A 22,308-nucleotide genomic window follows, 5' to 3' on the forward strand; every position below is an offset into this window, starting at 1 on the left:
CCCGGATGCCGCCCGCGTCGCTTACCTTGGAATGTCGGGCTGTTCGGGTCCGCGCAGCTGGGAGGCAGGACCATGAAGATCGTCGCGTCGGCGGATTGGCGGGACTCGGTCCCCTTCGAGAACCCCGTGCTCCTCGCGGACGTGGTCCCGGGCGAGGCGACGCGCTGCTTCACGTGCGGCCCCGACTCCGAGCTGCTGCCCCGCACCGAGCTGTGGGCGTACAAGCACCGTCACCCCAAGAACCACGACGGCTACGTGCGCTTCTATTGCGCGTACCACGTCCCCGCAGCGGCGATCGTTCCGCAGCCGGCGGCGGCCGCGCCGACCGCGCGCGCGAAGTCGTCGTCCCCGCGTCCGGCCGCGCAGCGTCGCGTCGCGAAGCCCGTCGTCCCCGAGCGCGTGCGCGCGATGTGCCCGAACTGCTTCATCGAGGTCTCCGCGACGGGCGAATGCGGCAACTGCGGCTGGACCGCCTCCTGACGGACGATCCCGATCCTCGATCGAGGATCGTTGCCGAGCAGCGGAGCCGTCGGCGCAGACCAGCCCTCATCCCGGCTCCGCTCCTCATTCGAGGACGCCGGCTCGCACGGTGCGAGCCGGGCGCCGTCACTTCTTCTTGAGCGACTTCTCCGACACAGGGGCGGTTCCCGACGCGGCGAGCGCGCGGTAGTACTCGCGCGCCTCGTCCTGGCGCGTGCGCTCGGCACCCGACGCGATGGGAGCGCGGACGTGCTCGGGCGCGAAGCCATAGGCGTCGACGAGATCCTGCGCGTGCGGACGCAGCCGCGCCGCGAGCCGGTCGATGTAGCGGGAGACGGATGCCGCGCGCTGGGTCGAGAGCCGCCCGTTGATGATGTACCACGCAAGGTGCTTCTCGATGAGGTGCAGCCCGAACAGGTCGCGGAGCCAGGTCAGCACCTGCTTCGTGCCCTCGTCGGAGACGCGGTTCACTCCGTCGGTGAAGGCCTCCCACTGCAGGAGTTCGCCGTGAGCACGGGCGGCCTCGATGAGTTCCGACTGGTGGCTGTTGAAAAGCGCCGCCGCCTCGGCGGGCGACAGCTTCGCGGCCGGACGCAGGGCGGCGGCGACGTCCGCCACCATCTGCTGCACGCGGCCGGCGAGCAGTTCGTGCTGCTGGTCGGTGCGCAGTCCCAGCTCGATCGAGCGCGCCGTCGAGCCGAAGTCGGTCACGGTCTGCCCGAGCTGGCGCAGGCCCGCTCCGTGGAACACCTTGCCCGCCGTGTGGCCGACGGCGAAGCGGGCGAGGGCCGCGGCATCCTTCCCCTTGAACTGCTTGGCGTAGTCCGACAGGAGCCGCTTGCCGACCAGCTGGAGCAGGACGTTGTTGTCGCCCTCGAAGGTGACGTAGACATCGAGGTCCTGGTGGAGGCCGACCATGCGGTTCTCGGCGAGGAAGCCGGAGCCGCCGCAGGCCTCGCGGGCTTCCTGGATCGTGCTCAGCGCGTTCCACGTCGACAGCGGCTTGAGCGCCGCCGCGAGGGTCTCGAGGTCCTCGCGCTCCTCAGGGGTGTCGGTGCGGCCCGAGAAGACCGCGTCGAACTTCTTCAGCAGCTCGTCGTGGCTGAAGAACTGCGCGTAGTTCTGGGCGAGGAGCGGCAGCAGGCGCCGCTGGTGCTTGCCGTAGTCGAGCAGCACGACCTCTTCGGTGCCCGCGCCCGAGTCGAACTGGCGGCGCTGGTTCGCATAGGTGAGCGCGATGTGCAGGGCGAGCGCGGTGCCGGTGGTCGCGGCGCCGTCGAGCGACACGCGGCCCTGCACGAGTGCACCGAGCATCGTGAAGAAGCGGCGGCCGGGCGTCGGGATGTCGGAGGTGTACGAGCCGTCCGCGGCGACCTGACCGTAGCGGTCGAGCAGGTTGAAGCGCGGGACGCGCACCTGGTCGAACGCGAGGCGGCCGTTGTCGATGCCGTTGAGGCCGCCCTTGACGCCGTCGTCCTCGCTGATGATGCCCGGGAGCATCGCACCCTCGTCGTCGCGGATCGGCACGAAGAAGCAGTGCACGCCGTAGTTGACGCCGCCCGTGATGAGCTGCGCGAACACGGTCGCCGCCTTGCCGTGCAGCGCCGCGTTGCCGAGGTAGTCCTTGTACGCGCCCCGGAACGGCGTGTGGATGACGAACTCCTCGGTCTCGGGGTCGTAGGTCGCGGTCGTGCCGATCGACGCGACATCCGATCCGTGGCCGGTCTCGGTCATCGCGAACGCGCCCGGGATCGAGAGGTCGGTGATGCCCGGCATCCACTTGTCGTGGTGCTTCTCGGTGCCGAGCTGGAAGACGGCCGAGCCGAACAGGCCCCACTGCACGCCGGACTTGATCTGCAGGCTGGGGTCGGCGAGCACGAGCTCCTGGAAGCCGGCGAGGTTCGCCCCGTTGTCGTTCAGTCCGCCGAACTTCTCGGGCATCGCGCGGCGCGAGCCGCCGTGCTCGACGAGCAGGTGCAGCTGCGTCAGCACACGCTCGCGGTGCTCGGGCATCGGCTGGCCCTCGATGCGCCAGAACGCGGGGTCCTTGATCATCTCGCGGGCTTCGCGGCGGGTCTCGCCCCACGTCCCGAGGAGCAGATCGGTGACCGCAGCGATGTCGATACGGGGATCGGATGCCTCGGCAGCGGTGTGCGGAGCGGTCGGCGCTCCGCCGGCGGGTGTGTTCTTGTGGACGGCGGGCTTCTTGGTGCGGACGGCGGCGTCAGCCATGTGCATCACCTCTCGGTGCGACGGGAAGGATCAAGTTTCCTTAGACCGTAGGACTCCCACAACCTCCACTCAAAGCCTCTAGTGGATGTCCACAACGCTGGAGCGACCCTGGTGACGGATGCATTGTGCGAGACGCACAGCAAGGGCGCCTCGGGAGGCCGTGCCCGAGGTGTTCGGGCAGTACCGCGCGAAGGTCCGCGTCCAGGCCTAGGCTCAGGTCATGAGCCCGCCGACGGCGATCACGACCGCGTTCATCCCCGTGCACGATCCGCGAGCGAGCGCGCACTGGTACGCGGATGCGTTCGGCCTCGGCGTCGTCGAGGAGAGCGACTCCTCGAGCGTGCTCGCGGGCTCGCACGGGCAGGTGACGCTCATGGGCCCGAAGAGCGGCATCCACGGAGAACCGGGCCTGCCGTGGGCGACCTGCAACTTCCGCGTCGATGACCTCGCCTCCGTGCACGAGCGCCTGGCGCGGCTCGGGGCGCACCCGGGCGACGAGCTCGGCGACCCCGACCGCTGCCTCTTCTTCACCGCGACCGACCCCGACGGGAACACCATCCTCGTCACCGACCGCTGAGCCCCGCCCGCTGACCCCCGTGCAGCCGCGCGGTCCCGTGCGGCCGTGTCCGCGCGCGGCGGTTGCCCGGCCACCCCCACGCCCACCCGGCCGCCCCGCCACGCAGCCATCGCCGCGCGGGCGCACAATGGACGGGATGACCGATGCGACCGTCACCCTCGCGGCGTGGGGTCCCGACGACCTGCCGCTGCTCGAGCGCGCCAACACGCCGGAGATGACGGCGCACCTCGGCGGTCCCGAGACGCCCGCCGAGCTCGCGCAGCGGCAGGAACGCCACCTCCGCCTCATGCGCACCGGCGAGGCGGTCATGTACCGGATCGAGCTCGGCGGCGTCGCTGTCGGCGGCATCGGGTACTGGCGGATCGACCACGACGGCACACCCGCGTGGGAAGCCGGGTGGAACGTGTTCCCCGAGTGGCAGGGCCGCGGCCTCGCTCGGGCGGCGCTGCGCCTGCTCACCCAGGAGATCGCCGCCCGCCACGACCGCCACCTGCTCGTCGCCTTCCCGGGCGTCGACAACGCCGCGTCCAACGCGCTCTGCCGCACCGCGGGATTCGAGCACCGCGGTTCGGGCACGCAGCCCTGGCGCGGCTCGGAACTCTCTTTCCACATCTGGACCCTCGACCTCTCCCCCCTCGATCTCGATGGCCGCGAGCCCGACCTCGACGAGCGCTTCGGCGAGGGCGTGCTCGACGAGAAGGTGTGGTGGCCGCACTACCTGCCGCACTGGGCGTCGCGCGAGCGCACGGCCGCCCGGTACTCGATCGCGCCCGACGCGCTCGAACTCTTCATCGACGCCGACACCGCGCCGTGGTCACCCGAGTTCGACGGCGACAACCGCGTCTCGCACGTGCAGACCGGCCAGTTCTCGGGCGCGCGCGGCAGCACGATCGGGCAGCACCGCTTCCGCGACGGCCTGGTGGTGCGCGAAGAGCAGCCGGAGCGCCGGCTCCACCTCCCGCGGTACGGCGTGGTCGAAGTCCGCATGGCCGCGGTGCGCCACCCGGACGCGATGGTGGCGTTCTGGCCGATCGGCTTCGAGGACCGCCCCGAGGACTCCGGCGAGATCTGCATCGCCGAGATCTTCGGCAGCGAGGTCGGCGAGGAGGGCGGCTGGGTCGGCGTCGGCGTCAAGCGCCAGCACGACCCGCGCCTGCGCGACGACTTCGAGAAGATCCGTGTCGAGGGCGATCTCACCCAGATGCACGACTACGCCGCCGAGTGGACGCCCGACGCGGTGCGATTCTTCATCGATCACCGTTGGGTCAAGACCGTGCGCCAGCGCATCGACTACCCCGTCCAGCTCATGCTCGACCTCTACGAGCTGCCGCGCGCAGACCGCACGCGCGACGTCGCGGCGCTCCCCCACACGTTCCGCGTCGAGCGGGTGCGCACCTTCCCGCGCTCGTGACGCCCCGGGCCGCGTGCACCCGAGTGCGCACCGACCCGCCCCCGTGACGCCGCAGGGCCGGGCGAACCCGCGGTCTCGGCATCCGTCTCAGAAGAGCCCGACGATGCGCCCGTCGTCGTCGACGTCGATGCTGTTCGCCGCAGGGGTCACCGGCAGTCCGGGCATCGTCATGATGTCGCCGCAGATCATCACGACGAACCGCGCGCCGGCGGCGAGGCGCACCTCGCGGATGTCGACGACGTGGCCCGTCGGCGCACCGCGCAGCTTCGGGTCGGTGGAGAACGAGTACTGCGTCTTCGCGACGCACACCGGGTACCCGCCGTACCCCTCGTCCTGCAGGCGCTTGATCTGCGCGCGGACGGCGGTCGATGCGGTGATCTCGGACGCCCCGTAGATCCGCGTCGCGATCGCGCTCATCTTGCGCCACAGCGTCGCGTCGTCCGGGTATGTGAAGCGCAGCGCTCCTTCGTCGTCTGGTTGCGCGGCCCGCTCTTCGCACAGCCGCACGACCTCGCGCGCCAGGTCCTCCGCGCCCGCGCCGCCCTCGGAGAAGTGCTTCGCGACCACGGCGGTGACCCCGACGGACTGGGCGGCCGCGGCGAGCGCCGCGGTCTCAGCATCCGTGTCCTCGGCGCGATGGTTGATCGCGACCACCGTCGGGATGCCCCACGTCTCACGGAGGGTCTTGAGGTGCCGCAGGAGGTTGGCGGTGCCCTGCTCGAGGGCGGCGACGTTCTCGTGCGGGAGGCCCTGGACCTCGACGCCGCCATGGAACTTCATGGCGCGCACCGTGGCGACGACCACCGCGACGTCGGGGCGGAGCCCCGTGGTGCGGCACAGGATGTCGACGAACTTCTCCGCGCCGAGATCGGCGCCGAAGCCGGCCTCGGTGACGACGTAGTCGGCCATCCGCAGCGCGGAGTCGGTCGCGAGGTACGAGTTGCAGCCGTGGGCGATGTTCGCGAACGGGCCGCCGTGCACGAACGCGGGCGTGTGCTCGAGGGTCTGCACGAGGTTCGGCGCGAGCGCGTCGCGCAGGATCGCGGCCATGGCCCCGTGCGCGTGCAGGTCGCGAGCACGGATCGGAGCGCGGTCACGCGTGTACGCGACGACGATCTCGCCGAGCCGCTCCTTGAGGTCGGCGAGGTCGGTGGCGAGGCAGAAGATCGCCATCACCTCGCTCGCCACGACGATGTCGAAGCCGTCCTCTCGGGGGTAGCCGTTCGACGGACCGCCGAGGCCGATCACGGCGTCGCGGAGCGCCCGGTCGTTGACGTCGAGCACGCGCCGCCAGGTCACACGCCGCACATCGATGCCGAGCGCGTTGCCATGGTGCACATGGTTGTCGATGAGCGCCGCGAGCAGGTTCGTGGCGATCGCGATGGCCGAGAAATCGCCCGTGAAGTGGAGGTTGATGTCCTCCATCGGCACGACCTGCGCGTACCCGCCGCCCGCGGCGCCGCCCTTCATCCCGAACACCGGTCCGAGCGCGGGCTCGCGCAGGCAGATCATGGCACGCTCACCGATGCGGGTGAGCGCGTCACCCAGGCCGACAGTGGTCGTCGTCTTGCCCTCGCCGGCGGGTGTGGGCGAGACGGCGGTCATCAGCACGAGCCGCCCGCGCGGCTTGTCCTGGAGCGTCCGCAGGTGCCGCAGCGACACCTTCGCCTTGAACCGGCCGTACGGCTCGAGCTCCTCGTCAGGGATGCCGAGCCCTTGGGCGATCCGGGTGATCGGCCAGAGTTCGGCCTGCTGTGCGATCTCGATGTTGCTCGTGGCCACGCTCGCTCCCCGCTGCGGGCCTCGTCGCCCGCCTCCGTCAGCCTATGCGGGTGGCGCTCACACGTCGCGGACGCGCACCGAGAGGCACGTCACGCACCCCTCGAGCTTCTCGAACTCCGTGATCGGCGTGGTGATGACCTCGAGCCCGCGCGACCGGTAGAGCTCGGCGGTCTCGGGCGCGTCGGCCGACATGAGCACGGTGGCGTCGTCGAGCACGACGACGGCGGTGCCGTGCTCCTCGGGCACCGCCAGGAAGTCCGGGTAGGCGGCCGGGTCGTCGACGAGCGGCTCGAACCCGACGACCGTGCCGTCGGGAAGCGCGGTCACGCCGCTCTTGAGGTGCAGCACCTTCGAGACGGGCACGCCGACGACGCTCCAGCCGCGCGGCGCGAGCAGGTCGCGCAGCTGCGTGATCCCTTCGTCGTTCGTGCGCAGCGTCCGCCCGACGTACACCGTGCGCCCGATCTTCAGCACGTCACCGCCGTCGAGCGTGCCCGGCAGCTCGATGGCGCGGTACGGGATGCCGGCACCCTCGAGCGTCGACCGCGTCGAGGCGATCTCGCCCCGGCGGGACTCCGCCCCCGGGCTCGTGAGCACCGCGAGGTCGCCGAACATGACGACGGCGTCTTCGATGAACACGCCGTCGGCGTGCTCGTCGGCCGGGGCGACCTCGACGACGTCCCAGCCACGCTGGCGGAACACGTCGACGTACGACTCCCACTGACGCTGCGCGAGCGCGGCATCGACGGGCACGCGCGCGATGTGGGTGAGCTCGCCCTCCGCGAGACGGGGCGATGGACGACGGACGAGAAGGCGCGGCATGGGCGCAAGGCTACCGCCGCGACCCCGGGGGGCAGCGTCCGTTCCCCCTTTGACGTCTGTGATCCCAGACGCTGGTCGGGTGCGCGGGCCTATGCCCGACCCGCCTCGCGCACCAGACTGGGGGCACTCCGGGCGCTGTGGCCCGGCCACCCCGTGGGAGTCCGACATGGCCGCACTCGGCGAACAGCTCTTTCGACGCAAGCCCATCGTCATACAGCAGAAGCACCACAAGGGCGAGGAGCTCGCCCGCAACATCGGCACCTTCCAGCTCATGATGTTCGGCGTCGGCGCGACCGTCGGCACCGGAATCTTCTTCGTCCTGAGCGAGTCGATCCCCGAGGCAGGCCCCGCGGTGATCATCTCGTTCATCGTCGCCGCGATCTGCGCCGGCCTCTCGGCGCTGTGCTACGCCGAGCTCGCCTCAGCGATACCCGTGAGCGGCTCCACCTACTCGTACACGTACCACGCGCTGGGCGAGATCTGGGCGGTGATCATCGCGGGCTGCGTGCTGCTGGAGTACGGCGTCGCCGTCTCGGCGGTCGCGGTGGGCTGGAGCGGCTATTTCAACGAACTGCTCGAGAACACGCTCGGCTTCCGGCTGCCGGATGCCCTGTCGGTGTCGTTCATACCCGGATCCGATGGCGCGGCGACCGGCGGCATCATCAACCTGCCCGCCGTCGTCCTCGTGGCCCTGTGCTGCCTGCTCCTGATCCGAGGGGTCGCCGAGTCGGCCACGGTGAACACGATCATGGTGCTGATCAAGCTCGGAGTGCTCGCGCTGTTCATCGTCCTCGGCTTCACCGCGTTCAACGCCGACCACTTCGAGAACTTCTTCGCGTTCGGCGCCGCCGGCATCAGCGCCGCGGCGGGGACCATCTTCTTCTCGTTCATCGGCCTCGACGCCGTCGCGACAGCGGGCGAGGAGGTGCGCAACCCGCAGAAGGCGCTCCCCCGGGCGATCATCGGCGCCCTCATCATCGTCTCGACCGTCTACATCCTGGTCGCGATCGCGGGTCTCGCCGCAGAGCCGGTCGAGTTCTACTCCACCGAGGAGGCCAGCGAGGCAGGCCTCGCCCAGATCCTGGAGAACATCACGGGCAACCCGATCTGGGGCACGATCCTGGCGGCCGGCGCGGTCGTCTCCATCTTCTCCGTGACGCTGGTGACGCTGTACGGGCAGACCCGCATCCTGTTCTCGATCTCTCGCGACGGGCTCGTCCCGCGGAAGTTCCTCCGCGTCAACGCCAAGACGATGACGCCGATCTACAACACGGTCGTCGTCTCGACGATCGTCGCGATCATCGCCGGCTTCGTGCCGTCCGACTACCTGTGGGACACCGTCTCGATCGGCACGCTGATGGCGTTCAGCGTCGTCGCGCTCGCCGTCATCGTGCTGCGTCGCACGAAGCCCGATCTCGAGCGACCCTTCCGGGTTCCGCTCTACCCGGTGGTTCCGATCCTCACCATCGCCGCGTGCGTCTACATCCTGTCGGGGCTGGCGGCCATCACATGGGTGATCTTCGGCACCTGGATCGCGATCGTGCTGCTCTACTACTGGTTCTACGGACGAAAGCACGCGACGCTGAACGACTACACCTCGGCGGAGCAGATCGCCGAGCCGATCCGTCCCGAGGACGAGACGTGACCTACCTCGTCGGCTACGGACCGCGCGGCGACGATCGCAGCGCGATCGAACTCGCGTTCCAGTTCGTCCGCTCGCATCCCGAGCCGGTGGTGGCGGTGTCGGTCGTCCCGCAGGGCTGGGGCACCCCGCTCGCCGGCGGTGTCGACCGCGAGTACGAGGAGTGGGCCGCGAGCGAAGGCCGGCTGAGCGCGGAGCTCGCCCTGTCGGACTTCGCGCACCACCCCGGCATTCCCGCCGAGGCGGTGTGGGTCGCCGGCAGATCCGCGCCCGCGACGCTGATCGAGCAGGCCGTGGCGCGGGATGCGCGGATGATCGTCGTGGGATCCGCCGAGGACGCGGAGCCCGGGCGCGTGCGGCTGACCTCGAAGACCGACCGTCTCGTCCACTCCTCGCCTCTGCCGGTGGCCATCGCGCCGCGGAGCTTCCGCACGACGAGCGCGGTCACGAGGGTGACCGTCGGCTTCCGCGACGACGACGCCAGCTGGTCGCTGCTGAACCGCGTCGCGGAGTTCAGCAGGCTCGCGTCGGCGCGCATGCGCCTCGTGACGTTCCTCGTGAACCCGGCGCGCCGGCCCGTCACCACCGACATCAGCCACGCGCAGACCCAGGTCATCGAGCTGTGGGGCGTGCAGGCCGCGGCCGCGCTACAGGAGGCGGCAGCGCACCTGAAGACGCTGGGATTCTCGGACGAGGAGCTCGAGTACGGCATCGCCGCCGCCGGCGACTGGGGCACGGCGGTGTCGTCGGTCGGCTGGACCGAGGGGGACGTCATGGTCGTGGGATCGTCCTCCACGCACCGCCTGGCCCAGGTGTTCCTGGGCTCCAGCGCGTCGAAGATCCTGCGCAACGCACCCGTGCCCGTCGTGGTCGTGCCGGGGACCGGCGCGTAGCCCTGCACAGAATCGGAGGCTCTCGGCGACACGCCGGGTCACAGCATCCCGAGCCCGCGTGTCGGGCAGAGTCTCCGACTCTGTGCGCCGGAAACACGACGACGGATGCTGCGCCGCGAGGTCGTGGCGCAGCATCCGTGTCAGCGGGTCAGAGCGAGAGCCCGTGGCCGAAGCGGAACAGCGGGTCGGCGGTGTCGAAGGGCACGTCGGGGCGCGAGGCCTCGACGGCCGCCATCGAGCTCGGCACGTCGAACGGCAGCGTGCCCGTCGCCGGGGATCCGCCGGTCAGCACGTCGAGCAGCGCGTCGGGGTTCGCCCCCCAGTTCGCAGTGACGGCGCCGGCGGTTTCGACGATCGGGCCGAGGATCGCGGGACGGTCGAGGAACACGTCCACCACGGTCGGCACGACCGACGACACCGCACGCACATGGGCGACGACGTCGTCGGGGAAGTCCAACGACCCGGCGTGGAAGAAGTTCTCGAACATCGACCCGCGCTGCTCGTACGGCGCCTGGAGACGCAGGATCGCAGCATCCGCGTCGTCCGGCGTCGCGACGATCTCGCCGTAGTGGGCGACCGCCTCAGGCGCGATGCCCTCGACGTAGAGCTTCACGCCGCGGCGCAGCGGCAGGACTCCGTCGTTCGAGAGCACGGCGATCGAGGCACGCTGCGCGGCTTCACCTGCCGCGCGGAACTCCGGGGAGCCGACGATGGCGTCGGCCGCCTCGACGTCGACGTACGGGTTCTCGAACAGGCCGAGCTCGAACTTCTCGCGCAGCAGGCGGCGCGCCGAGACGTCGAGGCGCTCCTCGCTCACGCGGCCGTCGCGCACGAGGCCGAGGAGGAGCGACGGGTCGTGCTCGCCGCCGAACTGGTCGGCGCCGGCGTCGAGGATCTTGACCATGCGCTCGGCGGGGGTCAGATGCTCAACGCCCCACGCGCGGGCGGCGAAGTCCGTGCCCATGATCGGCTGATCGGTGACGAGGCCCCAGTCCGTGCACACGATGCCGTCGAAGCCGAAGCGCTCACGCAGCAGTCCGGTGAGCACGCCCTTGTTGAAGCCGAAGCCGACCTCTTCGTACTCGGTGCCGACCGGCATGCCGTAGTACGGCATGATCTGGCGGCCGCCCGCGGCGAAGATCTGCTCGAACGGCTTGAGGTGCAGCTCGAACTGCCCGCCGGGGTACACCTGCTCGCGGCCGTAGTCGAAGTGCGGGTCCTCGCCGTCCTTCTGCGGGCCGCCGCCCGGGAAGTGCTTGGTCATCGTGCTCACCGAGCCGGGTCCGAAGGCCGAGCCCTGGAAGCCGCGCACGTAGGCCGCGCCCAGCTCGCCGGCGAGATCCGCGTCCTCGCCGAACGTCTGCAGCTGGCGCGCCCAGCGCGACTCGGTCGCGAGGTCGACCTGCGGGTGCAGCGCGACGCGGATGCCGACGGCCGTGTACTCCTGTCGCGCGATGTCGCCGAAGCGCTGCACCAGCTCCGCGTCACGCGTCGCCGCGAGCCCCAGCGGCTCGGGCCACTGCGAGAACGGGCCGGCGAACATCGCGGCGCCCGGGTTGTCGCTGAACGAGTGGCGCGGATCCGTCGAGATCGACACCGGGATGCCCAGGCGAGTGGATGCCGCGAGCTCCTGCAGCTTGTTGTGCCAGGCCGCGATGTCACTGGCCTTCGGCGCGACGCCCAGCAGGTTGAAGTGGTTCATGTGACGGCCGGCCACGTACTCGCGGTTCGACGGGATGCCGAAGGCCGCGTCCCCCTCGGAGAGCTCGCCGCCCTCGCCCATCACGATCATCGTCTGGAAGAAGAGGCCCGCCTTCTCCTCCACCGTCATCTCGGCGAGGAGCAGCTCGACGCGCTCGTCGACGGGCAGGCTCGCGTCGAGCCAGGGCCGGGCGGATGCGGCGGGGGTCGCAGCATCCGCGATCGTCGTCGTGGTGTCGGTCATCACTTCACTCCCTTGATGCGGTAGACGAGCACGGCACCGGCGAGGGCGACGAGCGCGCCGAAGAGGTACCACGTGGTGTAGCCGCCGAGGGGCGTGGCCGCTCCGATCGCGATGATGGCCGGGGCGATCGCGGGGGCGATCGACTGCGGCAGTGCGTTGGCGATGTTGAGCACGCCGAGGTCCTTCGCGGTGTCCTCCGGGTTGGGGAGCACCTGCGTCGCGAGGGCGAGATCGACCGAGAGGAACGAGCCGGCCCCCAGGCCGATGATCGCCTGTGCGACGATCAGCGTCGTGATGTCGGGTGCGACCGCGAGCAGGGCAAGGCCCACGACCATGATGCCGCCGGCGATCGCGACGAACGGGCGCCGCTTGCCGATCTTGTCGGACAGGATGCCGCCGACCGGCGCCGAGATCATCATCGCGGCCATCGACGCGAGGTTGGCGATCAGGATCGTCGTGATGGCGGCCTGCTCGTCGAGCTGGAACTTCTCGGTGAGGTAGAAGGGCAGGAACGTGGCCACGCCCGCGTAGCCGAACATGACGAAGAACTTGGTCAGCCACGTCCAGCCGAAGTCGGGGTGCTTGACCGGGTTGAAGACGAACGAGCCGAAGAACTGGCCGACGGTGAAGCGCTGCGCCGGCTTGTGCTCGAGGCGGCGATCCTTGAGGACCAGGACGAAGAGCACCGAGAGCACCGTGGCGATGGCCGCCGGCACGACGAAGCGGGCGAAGTCGTCGGAGAGGAACGTCACGAGGAAGTTGCCGCCCAGGATGCCGAGCGGCGTGGTGATGCCGATGATGCCCGACACCTTGCCGCGGCTCTGCTGGGGCACCTGGTCGGGAAGAGTCGCGTTGGCGGCGGCGAGCACGGCGTTCATCGCGGCCTGGACGATGCACCATGCCACGAGCACGACCCACAGCGACTCGGTGACGCCGATGAGCGCGAAGCCGCCGAGCCCGACGAGCGTGCCGCCGAGGATCCACGAGCGGCGCATGCCCCACCGCGACGTGGTGCGGTCGGAGAGACGGCCCGCGAGCGGATTGGCGATGAGCGCGAAGAGCGCGCCGACGCCGAGGACCAGGCCGAGGTTGCCGGTGGCCTCCTCCGGCGTGGCCGAGATGTGCTGGATCTTGAACGCCATCGACACCATGACCGGCGTGAGCAGCGCGAGATAGACGCCGAAGTTCACTGCGGCGAGGCCGGGGGTGTAGCCCCGGGGAGTCTTCTCGGGCGTCGTGCCCGGGGCCTTGAAGCCGGTCGTGCCGGCGGCGGCAGCCGTTGCGGCGGGCGACATCTCTGTCATCGGAGTCCTTTCTCAGGTGCGACGCGGGTCGGCTCCGACGCGCGTCCAGGCACGAGCGTACATGAAACCCGACCGTTTGGTAACTCAAATTCGACCGAGCGGTAATCGACGAGGATAGGATGGGCGCGGGCGAGCGCAGGGAGGCGGTGACGACATGACGACAACCACGGCACCCGGCGCCGTGCGCACCGCCCGCACCGAGCAGACCCGCGCCGCGATCGTCGCCGCGGCGCACGACGCGTTCGTCACCCGCGGCTACCGCGCCACGTCGCTCCGCGACATCGCCGCCGCCGCCGGCATCAGCCATCCCGGTCTGCTGCGGCATTTCGCCACGAAGGACCAGCTGCTCGCGGCCGTGGTCGACCTGTTCGAGCGCGACAACGAGACCGAGCTCCTCGAGCGCATGGCAGCCGAAGACCCCGGCCACCTCGCCTACAGCGAGCTGGCCCGGCACAACGAGACCGTGCCCGGGTACCTGGCGCTCTTCGCCGCGCTCACGGGCGAGGCATCCACTCCCCGTCATCCCGCGCACGAGATCATGCGCGACCGGTATGCGCGCCTGCGCGAGCTGTCGGCCGACGCGATCGACGAGGCGATCACGCAGGACACCGTGGCGGCGGACCGCGACCCGGGCGGCGAGGCCGTGCGCATCGCCGCCGCGTGGGACGGGCTCCAGCTGCTGGCACAGTACCTTCCCGAGCGGGTCGACATCGCCCAGACCCTCGAGACCTACGAGGAGTCGCTCGCTCTGCCCGTCGGCTGGCGTGGCGCGGACGATCCCCCACCCGCGACGACGGCGGCGCCGGTGCCGCCGATGCCCTCCTTCGCGACAGCGGATGCTGCGCCCTCGGGCTATCGCGTGGGCCGCGAGCGCCGCGCTCTCATCGTCGACGGCGCCACCGCGCTCTTCGCCGAGGAGGGCTACGGCGACACGAGCCTGCGCGACATCGCCGAGCGCGTCGGGGTCTCGAAGTCGACGCTGCTCCACCACTTCGCGTCGAAGGAGGATCTGCTGAGCGCGGTGCTGAGCCACCGCGACCGGCAGATCGAGTCGCGGGCGGACTACGTTCCCGCCGACCGTACGGTCGAGGAGCTGCGCGGCCTCCCTCGCGGGGCCACCGTCAACGCGGCCACGGCCCCTGGCCTCATCGAGGTCTACGCCGTGCTCTCGTGCGAGGCGGTTCCCGCCGACCACCCCGCGCACGCCTACTTCGCGGAGCGCTTCCGCGGTGTGGTGGACCACTTCGCCGCGCTGTTCCGCGCCGCCCAGGAGGACGGCGACCTTCCCTCCCACCGCGACCCCGAGTTCGAGGCACTCTGGCTCACCGCCCTCTGGGACGGCCTGCAGTACCAGTGGCTCTACGACCGCTCCTCGGTGGATGTCGCGGCCCAGCTGTCAGCGCACCTCGACGACGTGCTGCCACGGTGACGGGTCAGGCGGCGGCGACCACCGCGAGCACGGCCTCGCCATAGGCCTCGCGCTTCTTGGCGCCGATGCCCGAGACGCCGTCGAGGTCGGCGAGGCTCGCGGGCCGGCGCTCGGCGAGCGCGCGCAGCGTCGCGTCGCCGAACACGATGTAGGCGGGCACGCCGAGCTCCTTCGCAACGCCGGCCCGCCACGCGCGCAGCGCCTCGAAGAGGCCGGCGTTCGCCGGGTCGAGCGTTTCAGGCGCGGTCGTCTTGCGGACGCGAGCGACGCCGCCGGAGCGGCCCATCACGTCGCGACGCAGCGGCACCGGCGTCTCGCCGCGCAGCACGCCCGCGGCGGACTCCCCGAGCGCGAGCGTGCCGTACTCGCCGCGGGCGACGAGGATGCCGCGGGCCAGCAGCTGGCGGATCACACTGCGCCAGTCCTGATCGCTGAGATCGGCGCCGAGCCCGTACGTCGAGAGCTGGTCGTGACCCTGCTGGCGGATGCGGTCGGTCGAGGCGCCGCGGAGGATGTCGACGAGGTGTCCGGCGCCGAACGCCTGATTGCGCTCGCGCTGGAGGCGCACGATCGTCGACAGCAGCTTCTGCGCCGGGACGAGCCCGTCCCACGTGTCGGGCGCTTCGAGACACGTGTCGCAGTTGCCGCACGGGGATGAGGCCTCGCCGAAGTAGGCGAGCAGGTTCTGACGGCGGCATCCGACCGTCTCGCACAGACCCAGCATGGCGTCGAGGTGCTGCCCGAGCCGGGTCTTGAAGGCGCGATCGCCGGGCGACTGGTCGATCATGCGGCGCTGCTGCACCACGTCGCCGAGTCCATAGGCCATCCACGCGACGGATGCCTCGCCGTCACGGCCGGCTCGACCGGTCTCCTGGTAGTAGCCCTCGACCGACTTCGGCAGATCGATGTGCGCGACGAAGCGGACGTCTGGCTTGTCGATGCCCATTCCGAAGGCGATCGTCGCGACCATGACGACGCCGTCCTCGCGGAGGAACCGGGACTGGTTCGCGGCGCGCGTCTCGGCGGGAAGACCGGCGTGGTACGGGAGCGCGTCGACGCCCTGCGCCGAGAGGAACTCGGCCGTCTGCTCGACGGACTTGCGGCTGAGCGCGTAGACGATGCCCGCCGCGCCCGACCCCTGCGACCGGATGAACGCGACGAGCTGGCGCCGCGGATCGGACTTGGCCTCGATGCGGTACTGGATGTTGGGCCGATCGAAGCTCGACACGAAGTGGCGCGCCTGCGGCAGCTGCAGCCGCTCGGTCATCTCGCGATGTGTCGCGGGCGTCGCCGTCGCGGTGAGCGCGAGACGCGGCACCCCGGGGAACCGCTCGGCGAGGGCGCCCAGCGCCAGGTAGTCGGGCCGGAAGTCGTGGCCCCATTGCGACACGCAGTGCGCCTCGTCGATCGCGATGACGCTGAGCTTTCCGCGCGCGAGGAAGCGCAGCGTCGCCTCGGTGTTCAGCCGCTCGGGTGCGACGTACAGCAGGTCGAGCTCACCCGCAAGGTATGCACGCTCGACGGCCGCGCGCTCGGGCGGCGCCTGTGTGGAGTTGAGATACGCCGCACGCACGCCGTTGGCGACGAGCGCGTCGACCTGATCGTGCATGAGCGCGATGAGCGGGCTCACGACGAGCCCCGTGCCCGGGCGCGCCAGCGCCGGAACCTGGTAGCAGACGCTCTTGCCGCCGCCGGTGGGCATCAGCACGACGGCGTCGCCGCCGGCGATGACGTGGTCGACGATCGCGTCCTGCTCACCGCGGAACGCGTCGTAGCCGTACACCTCGCGCAGCACGGTGGCCGCATCGGCCCCTGTGAAGTCACGGCGAGGACCGGCCCCCGCGAACGGGTCGATCGATGTCGAGGCGGCCAGCAGTGGATCGGGCGGGGGCATCCACCCGTCCTCCGGCGGCGCCCATGAATCGTCGGGCGCTGGAGCGAACTCCGACTCCCACGCGAGGTCGGCGTACGGGTCGCCCTGGGGGATCGTCACCCGTCCCAGGGTAGCCGCGGCATCCGACGCGCTCCCCCGCCCCCGCACCACCGTGCACAACCCCGTCGCGAACCGGGCACCCGGGTTGTGGGGAGGAGCCTCCCGGCATCCTCGATTGAGGATCAGGGCCGAGATGAGTAGCGGTGCGCCGTGGCCAGGTCCGCATTCCGGCCCTGGTCCTCAATCGAGGAGCGGGCGGAGCCGCCTCGCGACGAGCTCAGCACCACTTGTCGGCGAGGGTCGCGATGACGTTGAGGTTGCGGTTGGTCGCGACGCCGAGCAGCTTCGCCGCGCGGAGCGGATCGACGGTTCCGGCCTGGTAGCCCGGGCCGAGCAGCGCGTGCGCGACCCGGCCGCGCACGACCATCTCGCCGGCATCCGTCTTCAGCCCCTCGATCTCGGCGACCGTGTCGGCCGGCAGCGCTTCCTTCAGCAGATACACGTAGTGACGCTCCAGGCCGTGGCGGCCCGCGGTGAGCACGACGGCGTCACGGGCGATCGCCGCCAGCTCGTCGATCGTGAACACGATCGACGGCACGTCGAACCCGCGATCTTCCGCGAACGCGTCCTCGAGCGTCTTCTCGATCCTCGCCCGCGAGCGCATCGGCGTCGTGAAGCGCACGTTGCCGGTGTTGATGTGGGTCTGGACATCGGTGAACCCGACGCCCTCGACCACCCGCACGATGTCGGCCTTCGGGAACTTCCGGTTCGCCCCGAGGTTTATCGCGCGCAGGAACGCCACATACGTCGGCATGACGCCATCATTCCCGACAACGCCGCTCCCCGTGCGCGACCGCTGCAGTTCCCTGCGACTGCTGTGTCGCGCGACGCAGCAGTCGCAGGAAAGAGCAGCAGCTACCGAGCCCCGGCTCAGGCGATCCGCTAGCCTCTTCGCATGCAATGCCTGTGACCCGTCTCCGTCACCACTCCGTCCGTTCGCGAACAGCACGGACAAGATCACGGATGCTGCCACCCGGCGTCCGTGGAAAGGCATCGCATGTTCCCCTCCACGTCGTCCCTTCCGCTCGCCGGCAAGACCGCCCTCGTCACCGGCGTCTCTCGTCGGCGCGGCATCGGCTTCGCCGTCGCCGCCCAGTTCGCGCGCCTCGGCGCCGATGTCTTCTTTCACCACTACCGCCCGCACGACACACGCCTGCCGTGGGGCGGCGACGACCTCGACGCCGTGCGCGAGGCTCTGCGCGCGGAGCTCGCGCCGGGCGCGCAACTCGGCGACATCAGCGCGAACCTGCGGGACGCAGTTGGGCCCACGCGCCCGGAGGCTCCGGGCGACGCGCCAGCGGCGCCTGGAGGGGGCGTGGGGACCGTCCCCCTCGTCATCGAGACCGCACGGGCGTTGACCGGGCGGCTCGACATCCTGGTGTGCAATCACGCGCAGTCGGGCGACGACGGGTCGATCCTCGACATGACCGCCGAGCGGCTCGACGCCTTCTGGCAGACCAACACGCGATCGACTCTGCTGCTCACGCGGGAGTTCGCGAGGCTGCACGCGGGCGCGCCCGCACCCGACTCGCGCCCCGGCGAGCGCGTCGAGCGGCGGGGGCCGTTCGCCGAGCCGACGGGGCGCGTGTTCTGGATGACGTCTGGCCAGATCCACGGCGCGATGCGGGGCGAAGTCGCGTACGCGGCGAGCAAGGCGGCACTCGCGGGCGTCACGAAGACGGTCGCGGCGGAGCTGCTCGACCTCGGCATCATCCTCAACACGATCGATCCGGGTCCCGTCAACACCGGCTATCTCGACCCCGAGACGACCGATCGGTCCCTCGACGAGATCGAGACGTGGATGCGGTCGACACCGTTCGGCCGCTACGGCGAGCCCGCCGACCCAGCGCGGCTCATCGGCTGGCTCGCGACGCCCGACGGCGCGTGGGTGGTGGGCCAGGTGCTCTCGACCGACGGCGGCCTCGGGCTCGGCTGAGCGCGGCCGCGGCGAGTTTCGTCGTGCGATGGGCACGAGCGAGGCCCGCGGGCTACAGCCGCACGACCTCGGTCACCCGCACCACGGCGGTGCCCGCCTCCTCGGACGCCGCGAGGTCCACCACGCCGCGGACGCGCCAGTCGTGATCGCCAGCCGGGTCGTCGATGGTCTGCTCCACGCGCCAGAGCCCCGACTCCGCAGCATCCGTCTCGTCCACGGTCACCAGTCGGGGTGAGCGCGCCGCGCCGCCCGTCAGGATCTCGTCGTGGTCGTCGAAGTAGGCGTCGAGCGCGGCCGGCCAGTCCACCTCGGGGTCGAGCTCGACGAGCTCCTCGTCGCGCTGCAGCGCGGCGAGCTGCACCCGCCGGAACAGCTCGTTGCGCACCAGCACCCCGAACGCCCGCCGGTTGGTCAGCACCGACGGCGGGGCCGGGGGAACCACCGGCGCGGCCGGGTCGTCGACCGGGTTGATCAGCGCCTCCCATTCGTCGACGAGGCTCGAGTCGACCTGTCGGACGACCTCGCCGAGCCACGCGACCAGGTCGTGCAGGTCCTCGGTCTGCGCCTCGGCCGGAACGGTCTGACGCACCGCGCGATACGCGTCCGAGAGGTACCGCAGCACCAGCCCCTCGCTGCGCGCGAGCTGGTAGAGCGAGATCAACTCCGAGAACGACAGCGCGCGCTCGAACATGTCGCGCACGACGGACTTCGGCGACAGCTCGAAGTCGCGCACCCACGGCTGGCTCGACGCGAACACCTCGTAGGACTGCGCGAGCAGCTCCTCGAGCGGCTTCGGGTACGTCACCTCTTCGAGCAGCGCCATGCGCTCGTCGTACTCGATGCCGTCGGCCTTCATCGCCGCGACCGCCTCGCCGCGCGCCTTGAACTCCTGCTGCGACAGGATCGGCCGCGGGTCGTCGAGCGTCGCCTCGATGACGCTCACGACGTCGAGCGCGTAGTGGCCGGTGCCGGTGCGGGCGCCGTCTGAACTCCTTCGAGCCGCGCGTTCGCCGGCGGATCCGCCGGATTCCGGGCCCACGGCCCCCGATTCGAAGGAGTTCGTGTCGCGAGCGCTCGTGTCGTCGGGGTCGAGCAGTTCGATCGCGGCGAGCGCGAACGGCGACAGCGGCTGGTTCAGCGCGAAGTTGGGCTGCAGATCGACGGTGAGACGGATGTGATTCCGGATGCCGCGACCCCCGGCATCCGGACCCCCGGTGCGGTCGATCTCGACCACGCCGGCGGTCAGCAGCGTCCGGAAGATCGCGATCGCGCGCCGCGCGAGCTCGTAGCGACGGGCGCGGGGCTCGTGGTTGTCGAAGACGAGCGAGCGGACGTTCTCGAACACGTCGCCGCCGCGGGCGATGACGTTGATGAGCATCGCGGCGGTCAGCTGCAACTGCGGCACGAGCGGCTCGGGCTCGGCCTCGACCAGGCGCTCGAACGATCCGAGGCCCCAGTTGACGACGCCCGTCGGCGCCTTCTTGCGCACGATCTTCTTGCGCTTGGCGGGGTCGTCGCCGGCCTTGCGGAGGGCTGCCTCGTTCTCGATCTCCCACTCCGGCGCCATCACGACGACGGTGCCCGAGGTGTCGTAACCGGCGCGTCCCGCCCGACCGGCGACCTGGTGGAACTCGCGCGCGGAGAGCTGGCGCATCTTCGTGCCGTCGAACTTCGACAGCGCCGTGATGAGCACCGTGCGGATCGGCACGTTGATGCCGACGCCCAGGGTGTCGGTGCCGCAGATCACCCGCAGCAGGCCGCGCTGCGCGAGCGTCTCGACGAGCCGGCGGTACCGCGGCAGCATGCCGGCGTGGTGCACGCCGATGCCCGCGCGCACGTATCGCGAGAGGGTGCGGCCGAAGGCGGTCGTGAAGCGGAAGCCGCCGATCGCCTCGGCGATCGCATCCCGCTGCTCACGCGAGACGATCCGGATCGACGACAGCGCCTGCGCCCGCTCCATCGCGGCCGCCTGCGAGAAGTGGACGATGTACACCGGCGCCTCGCCGGTCTGCAGCAGCTCCTCCACGGTCTCGTGCACAGGCGTGCGCGCGTACGAGAAGTGCAGCGGCACCGGACGCTCGACGCCGGTGATGCGCGACACCGTGCGGCCGGTGCGGCGCTCGAGGTCCTCTGCGATCGTGGTGACGTCGCCGAGAGTCGCCGACATCAGCACGAACTGCGCACGCGGCAGGAGCAGCAGCGGCACCTGCCAGGCCCATCCGCGATCGGGGTCGCCGTAGTAGTGGAACTCGTCCATCACGACCTGATCGACCGCGGCATCCGCTCCCTGCCGCAGGGAGAGGTTCGCGAGGATCTCCGCCGTGCAGCACACGATGGGGGCATCCGGGTTCACCGACGAGTCGCCGGTGACCATGCCGACGTTCGCGGCGCCGAAGATGTCGACGAGCGCGAAGAACTTCTCGCTCACGAGCGCCTTGATCGGGGCGGTGTAGTAGGTGCGGCCGCCGCGCGCGACGCATGCCGCGTGGGCCGCGACCGCGACGAGCGACTTGCCGGTGCCCGTCGGCGTCGACAGGATCACGTGGGAACCCGACACGATCTCGATGACCGCTTCGTCCTGCGCGGGGTACAGCGCGAAGCCCTGATCTCCCGCCCACTCCACGAACGCGTCGTACAGCGCGTCGGCGTCGGGCGCCCCCGCGGGCGCACCCGAGGCCTCGGCCGCGGCCCTGATGGTCTCGAGAAGCGTCACCGTCCGAGTCTGCCAGGTCGCAGCATCCGTGCGTCCTGGCCGTCGCCGCGCTCACTCGGCCCCTCTCGCGCGCCCCCTCCCCTTCGCGGATCCGGAATCCGGACTTTCGCACAGTCTCCGCAGCCGCAGGGCTCCACGCTGCGGAAAGGGATCACAACTCCGAGTTCCGGAGCCGCAGGCCGGGTGGGGCGCGGGCATGAGAGGCGCCGGCGCGGGCATGAGAGGAGACGGATGCCGCGGCGCGGCCGCAGCATCCGTGTTCAGCGTCCGAGCTCGCCCAGGATCACCTCGGTGTAGGCGGTATACCCCGCGTACGTCGGGTGCAGGTAGCCCGCGGGGTCGCCCACCGGGTCGATCCCGAACCACGGGTCGCTGGGCACGCCCGGCACGAGCTGCACGCCGTGCCCGGCGAACGCCTCGACCACGTCGGCGTACCTCACGTTCGCGCCGCCCGCGGCGGCGGCGCCGACGGCACCCTGGATCGCGGCGTTGAGCGCGTCGGTCGCCCCGTTCACGGCGGCGACGAAGGCGGCGAGCTGGGCGAACTGCGGGGCACCCGGCGGCGCGGCGAGAAGATGCGGGTACCCGGTGACGACGATGGTCGCATTCGGCGAGCGCTGGGCGACCGATGCGATCAGCGAGCTGAGCGGCGTGACGATCCCCGGCGCGGAACCGACGGCGATCTGGATCGCGGCGAGGCACGGCGCGGGGTCCCCGCCCGCCGCCGCGGCCGCGCACGCGGCGTAGACCTGGTCGAGGTCGAGGTCGTTCGCGCCGACGGTGAGCGTCACGACGTTCGTGCCCCGGTTCACCTGCGACAGCTGACCCATGGTGTCGGCGATCGTGGCACCGGAGCACCCGGCGTTGCGCAGCAGGTTGAACTTCGGCGCCTGGTCGAGCTGGGCGGCGTAGCCCCCGTCGGTCCGGGCGCAGGCGTCCAGCGGTACGCCGCCGCCCTGTCCCGCGGCGATGGAGTCGCCCAGGGCTACGTGTTTGGCGACCAGCAGCGGCGAGGCCGTGACCGGTCCTGCCGCCCCCGCGACGAGCACAACGGCCCCCAGTGCGACGGCCGCGAGCGCGGCCAGAATGCGTCGTTTCATGATTCCCCTTCGAATCCTCACCGGATCGACTCCCCCGAATCGGCCCGCG

At 70.9% G+C, this 22,308-nt stretch carries 16 protein-coding genes; 7 read left to right on the forward strand and 9 right to left on the reverse strand.

The features are described 5' to 3' along the window. Window positions 1-72 precede the first annotated feature (72 nt). The gene (locus RS82_RS06075; protein ID WP_045297657.1) at window positions 73-480 is read left to right on the forward strand and encodes a hypothetical protein; all 408 of its coding nucleotides are present in this window, start codon (window positions 73-75) and stop codon (window positions 478-480) included. Between the two features lie 126 nt (window positions 481-606). Here RS82_RS06075 and RS82_RS06080 read toward each other — a convergent pair whose 3' ends face one another. Further along, window positions 607-2,712: an acyl-CoA dehydrogenase family protein gene (locus RS82_RS06080; RefSeq protein ID WP_045297706.1), complete on the reverse strand. Its 2,106-nt coding sequence runs from the start codon at window positions 2,710-2,712 to the stop codon at window positions 607-609. A 220-nt stretch (window positions 2,713-2,932) separates the two neighbouring features. Here RS82_RS06080 and RS82_RS06085 point away from each other — a divergent pair, with 220 nt between their 5' ends. Then, complete coding sequence (locus RS82_RS06085) at window positions 2,933-3,289, forward strand: VOC family protein (protein ID WP_045297658.1); 357 nt, start codon at window positions 2,933-2,935, stop codon at window positions 3,287-3,289. A 136-nt stretch (window positions 3,290-3,425) separates the two neighbouring features. Next, entirely contained in the window at window positions 3,426-4,700 is a 1,275-nt protein-coding gene (locus RS82_RS20645) for a GNAT family N-acetyltransferase (protein WP_052676722.1), read from the forward strand. A gap of 87 nt (window positions 4,701-4,787) precedes the next feature. On the opposite strand, the gene RS82_RS06095 is transcribed toward RS82_RS20645, so the two are convergent. Both RS82_RS06095 and ddaH read right to left on the reverse strand, forming a co-directional pair. After that, a complete protein-coding gene (locus tag RS82_RS06095) occupies window positions 4,788-6,482 on the reverse strand; it encodes a formate--tetrahydrofolate ligase (protein ID WP_045297660.1) in 1,695 nt (564 codons plus the stop codon). Between the two features lie 57 nt (window positions 6,483-6,539). Next, window positions 6,540-7,304: a dimethylargininase gene (gene ddaH, locus RS82_RS06100; protein WP_045297661.1), complete on the reverse strand. Its 765-nt coding sequence runs from the start codon at window positions 7,302-7,304 to the stop codon at window positions 6,540-6,542. Window positions 7,305-7,470: 166 nt separating this feature from the next. Between ddaH and RS82_RS06105 the strand changes: the two genes are divergently transcribed. Beyond that, window positions 7,471-8,949: an APC family permease gene (locus tag RS82_RS06105; RefSeq protein WP_045297662.1), complete on the forward strand. Its 1,479-nt coding sequence runs from the start codon at window positions 7,471-7,473 to the stop codon at window positions 8,947-8,949. After that, the gene (locus tag RS82_RS06110) at window positions 8,946-9,839 is read left to right on the forward strand and encodes a universal stress protein (RefSeq protein WP_045297663.1); all 894 of its coding nucleotides are present in this window, start codon (window positions 8,946-8,948) and stop codon (window positions 9,837-9,839) included. Before RS82_RS06105 ends, RS82_RS06110 begins: the two co-directional genes overlap by 4 nt. Window positions 9,840-9,987: 148 nt before the next feature. On the opposite strand, the gene RS82_RS06115 is transcribed toward RS82_RS06110, so the two are convergent. Both RS82_RS06115 and RS82_RS06120 read right to left on the reverse strand, forming a co-directional pair. Further along, window positions 9,988-11,784, reverse strand: a complete 1,797-nt coding sequence (locus RS82_RS06115) for a glycoside hydrolase family 3 protein (RefSeq protein ID WP_045297665.1) — start codon at window positions 11,782-11,784, stop codon at window positions 9,988-9,990. After that, window positions 11,784-13,088, reverse strand: a complete 1,305-nt coding sequence (locus RS82_RS06120; RefSeq protein ID WP_045297667.1) for an MFS transporter — start codon at window positions 13,086-13,088, stop codon at window positions 11,784-11,786. The genes RS82_RS06115 and RS82_RS06120 overlap by 1 nt, the downstream gene beginning before the upstream one ends. Before the next feature lie 154 nt (window positions 13,089-13,242). Between RS82_RS06120 and RS82_RS06125 the strand changes: the two genes are divergently transcribed. Next, on the forward strand, window positions 13,243-14,517 hold the full coding sequence (locus RS82_RS06125) for a TetR/AcrR family transcriptional regulator (RefSeq protein WP_045297668.1): 1,275 nt from the start codon (window positions 13,243-13,245) through the stop codon (window positions 14,515-14,517). Window positions 14,518-14,521: 4 nt separating this feature from the next. Here RS82_RS06125 and recQ read toward each other — a convergent pair whose 3' ends face one another. Both recQ and RS82_RS06135 read right to left on the reverse strand, forming a co-directional pair. Continuing rightward, window positions 14,522-16,510: a DNA helicase RecQ gene (recQ, locus tag RS82_RS06130; protein WP_045297669.1), complete on the reverse strand. Its 1,989-nt coding sequence runs from the start codon at window positions 16,508-16,510 to the stop codon at window positions 14,522-14,524. Between the two features lie 217 nt (window positions 16,511-16,727). After that, window positions 16,728-17,264, reverse strand: coding sequence for a DUF1697 domain-containing protein (locus tag RS82_RS06135; RefSeq protein WP_045297671.1), 537 nt, complete (start codon window positions 17,262-17,264; stop codon window positions 16,728-16,730). A 243-nt stretch (window positions 17,265-17,507) separates the two neighbouring features. Here RS82_RS06135 and RS82_RS06140 point away from each other — a divergent pair, with 243 nt between their 5' ends. After that, the gene (locus RS82_RS06140) at window positions 17,508-18,446 is read left to right on the forward strand and encodes an SDR family oxidoreductase (RefSeq protein WP_045297672.1); all 939 of its coding nucleotides are present in this window, start codon (window positions 17,508-17,510) and stop codon (window positions 18,444-18,446) included. Between the two features lie 52 nt (window positions 18,447-18,498). On the opposite strand, the gene RS82_RS06145 is transcribed toward RS82_RS06140, so the two are convergent. After that, window positions 18,499-21,159 (reverse strand): DEAD/DEAH box helicase, encoded by a 2,661-nt coding sequence (locus tag RS82_RS06145; RefSeq protein ID WP_245619531.1) that lies wholly within the window; start codon window positions 21,157-21,159, stop codon window positions 18,499-18,501. A gap of 260 nt (window positions 21,160-21,419) precedes the next feature. After that, a complete protein-coding gene (locus RS82_RS06150) occupies window positions 21,420-22,259 on the reverse strand; it encodes a GDSL-type esterase/lipase family protein (RefSeq protein WP_045297674.1) in 840 nt (279 codons plus the stop codon). Window positions 22,260-22,308 lie beyond the last annotated feature (49 nt).

Source organism: Microbacterium trichothecenolyticum (genome assembly GCF_000956465.1).
Lineage (GTDB): Bacteria > Actinomycetota > Actinomycetes > Actinomycetales > Microbacteriaceae > Microbacterium > Microbacterium trichothecenolyticum.

What these genes read in the sequence shown, in the direction of transcription:
- RS82_RS06115 (WP_045297665.1), bottom strand. Translation starts at nt 11,784, where the DNA reads ATGACCGACACCACGACGACGATCGCGGATGCTGCGACCCCCGCCGCA.
- RS82_RS06150 (WP_045297674.1), bottom strand. Translation starts at nt 22,259, where the DNA reads ATGAAACGACGCATTCTGGCCGCGCTCGCGGCCGTCGCACTGGGGGCC.
- RS82_RS06080 (WP_045297706.1), bottom strand. Translation starts at nt 2,712, where the DNA reads ATGGCTGACGCCGCCGTCCGCACCAAGAAGCCCGCCGTCCACAAGAAC.
- RS82_RS06135 (WP_045297671.1), bottom strand. Translation starts at nt 17,264, where the DNA reads ATGCCGACGTATGTGGCGTTCCTGCGCGCGATAAACCTCGGGGCGAAC.
- RS82_RS06105 (WP_045297662.1), top strand. Translation starts at nt 7,471, where the DNA reads ATGGCCGCACTCGGCGAACAGCTCTTTCGACGCAAGCCCATCGTCATA.
- RS82_RS06125 (WP_045297668.1), top strand. Translation starts at nt 13,243, where the DNA reads ATGACGACAACCACGGCACCCGGCGCCGTGCGCACCGCCCGCACCGAG.
- RS82_RS20645 (WP_052676722.1), top strand. Translation starts at nt 3,426, where the DNA reads ATGACCGATGCGACCGTCACCCTCGCGGCGTGGGGTCCCGACGACCTG.
- RS82_RS06085 (WP_045297658.1), top strand. Translation starts at nt 2,933, where the DNA reads ATGAGCCCGCCGACGGCGATCACGACCGCGTTCATCCCCGTGCACGAT.
- RS82_RS06120 (WP_045297667.1), bottom strand. Translation starts at nt 13,088, where the DNA reads ATGACAGAGATGTCGCCCGCCGCAACGGCTGCCGCCGCCGGCACGACC.
- ddaH (WP_045297661.1), bottom strand. Translation starts at nt 7,304, where the DNA reads ATGCCGCGCCTTCTCGTCCGTCGTCCATCGCCCCGTCTCGCGGAGGGC.
- RS82_RS06075 (WP_045297657.1), top strand. Translation starts at nt 73, where the DNA reads ATGAAGATCGTCGCGTCGGCGGATTGGCGGGACTCGGTCCCCTTCGAG.
- RS82_RS06140 (WP_045297672.1), top strand. Translation starts at nt 17,508, where the DNA reads ATGTTCCCCTCCACGTCGTCCCTTCCGCTCGCCGGCAAGACCGCCCTC.